This window comes from Desulfovibrio sp. 1214_IL3152, assembly GCF_036763055.1.
GTDB lineage: Bacteria > Desulfobacterota > Desulfovibrionia > Desulfovibrionales > Desulfovibrionaceae > Desulfovibrio.
Genome location: NZ_JBAIYW010000019.1, coordinates 1 through 2,250, shown reverse-complemented (window position 1 = coordinate 2,250; position 2,250 = coordinate 1). Strand labels below are relative to the sequence as shown.

The window sequence follows — 2,250 nt, the reverse complement described above, 5'->3', positions numbered from 1 at the left end:
TCCGCCGGAGCCTCGGCGGGCAGGGCAAGGCATGGCTCGCCCTCAAGATCGGCATAAACCGCCCTGCCCAGGGCCAGAAAGTTTTCCACCTCGTGCCTGTCCGCGCAGTGCGGCACCCTGTATGATTAGCCGCAGGCCCGGCACTGCCCGGGAGTATCAAACCCCACGGTGCAGTGCGCTCCCGACAGATTGCTCAGCACGGCCCCAAGCCGGGGCCACTGGCTGCTGTCAAAAAGCACATCCAGCTTTTTTCCGCGCAGCCAGTCCAGCATGGACGAAATCTGGCGCACGCCGAACGAGGCGCTTTCATCAATACCCGGAATCAGGGAAGCCGTGGCGGCATTTCCCCTGCTGGTCAGCAGGTAAAAGCGCGCATGGGGCAGACGCCGGCGCAAGGCCGCAATCAGGGATGAAAAAAGCAGCAGATCGCCAATGGCGCCAAGGCAGATAAAGCCCACCCGCTGCGGCTCCGGCGGCATATTCAGCGATGCTGTTCCGGCTGCGGCACGCAGACCCGCCGTGCAAAAAGTCAGCGGAATGCCCGCCCAACGGTCGAGAAAACGGTTCAGCCTGTTGCCGCGCTCACCCATCAGTACGCTCCATGCCCCAGAGTGACCACCGGCACGGTTTTGCACAGAATCCACAAGTCCATCCATACGGACCAGTTATTGATGTAGTACTGGTCAAAATTCACGCGCTCCTCATAGGTGGTATTGTTGCGGCCGGAAACCTGCCACAATCCCGTAATGCCGGGCCGGACCATGCAGTATTCGTCAAATACCGGGCCGTACTTTTCCACTTCGTCCCCGACAATGGGGCGTGGCCCCACAAGGCTCATGTCGCCCGCGACCACGTTGATGAGCTGCGGCAGCTCGTCAAGGCTGAGCTTGCGCAGCAGACGGCCAGTGCGGGTAATGCGCGGATCGCATTTGAGCTTGCGGTCGCAGGCCCATTCCGCGCGCAGGGAGGCATCGCGGCGCAGCATATTCTTGAGAACCTTGTCGGCATCGCACACCATAGTGCGGAATTTGAAGATCCGAATCTCCTTGCCGCCCCGCCCGATGCGCGCCTGGCGGTAAAAAACCGGCCCGGGGCTGTCCAGTTTTATTACAAGAGCAAGAACGGCCCCAAGAGGCAGCAGAATGGCTGAGCCAAGAAGACACAGGCCGATATCAAGACATCTTTTGACAAAGAGACGGCGTTTGTCGCGCAGGTTCTGCCGTACCAGCAGCCCCACGGCATTGCCCAGATCACGCGGCGTGAGCCAGTGGACACGAAAATTGCCGCCAAAGGCCGGAACCACCAGGGTGCTGCTGAAAAACCGCCCGGCCTCGGTAATAACGTCAACCTCCTGCGCCTTGCCCACCTTTTGCAGCAACAGGGCCATAGCCCTGGGTTGCCGAGCGGAAACCTCGGCAAACAGGCGGCGCATTTCCTCCGGCTCATCAGGCAGGTCGCAGATGGACACCGGATTCAGCCCCCTTTCGGGATGGCGCTTGAGATAGTGCCACAACTCACGCCCTTCGCTGCAATGGTCAAAAATAACCAGGGGTTTTCCCCACCAGCGTCGACGCGCATAAAGGCGGCGGCACAGGCTGCGCATGAGCGGCATGCTGAAGAGCGTTGCCGCCCAGCTGCCCATAATCACTATGCGCGAATAGGCATCGCCGGTTTTGGACAAAAAAAGAACCGCCAGGATAATGGCGTACAAAAGGCTTGTCAGCTGAAACAACGCCTTGAGCTCGCGGTGCGGGGCAAGGCTCACCGTCTGGTAAAGCCCCAGCCCGGCCCCAAGTACAGGGCCAAGCAAAAGCATGGGCGCAACCCAGTGATACAGCACGGGGTCAAGGCCGCCAAAAGCCGCCCGGACGAGAAACACGGCAAGGGCCGTTCCCAGAAGGGCCAGCAGGTCAAACAGGCAAAGCAGAAACTTCTGGGCTGAAATACCAAAAAGTGAAGCGAGGTAAACCCAGCGTGAGTTTTTTTTCATGGCATCCATCCCGGAAAACGCACTGCTGCTTGCGCGGCAAAACCACCGGGGCTGATTATTTTAACCTGCAACAGGCCAGAGCATTAGGCCATGCTCTAATCCATATAATTATACCATATTCTTTCCTTCTGCAAACGGCAAAAAACAATCCGCCCCGGCTGGCTTGCGTCACGGCACAGCTTCTGTTAAATAAAATCCTTGTTTTGCCGTTGCCGGCGCGGCGACAGGGCATACGCCCTGCCTGTACGCGCGCTCGCGTG

General features: G+C 59.2%; 2 protein-coding genes. Both read right to left on the bottom strand.

Translation table 11 applies throughout. The annotated features are described in order from the left end of the window. Positions 1 to 125: 125 nt before the first annotated feature. Entirely contained in the window at positions 126 to 644 is a 519-nt protein-coding gene (locus tag V6C07_RS00340; protein WP_333534351.1) for a glycosyltransferase family 9 protein, read from the bottom strand. Next, complete coding sequence (wbaP, locus tag V6C07_RS00335; protein WP_333534350.1) at positions 590 to 1,990, bottom strand: undecaprenyl-phosphate galactose phosphotransferase WbaP; 1,401 nt, start codon at positions 1,988 to 1,990, stop codon at positions 590 to 592. The genes V6C07_RS00340 and wbaP overlap by 55 nt, the downstream gene beginning before the upstream one ends. Positions 1,991 to 2,250: the final 260 nt, after the last annotated feature.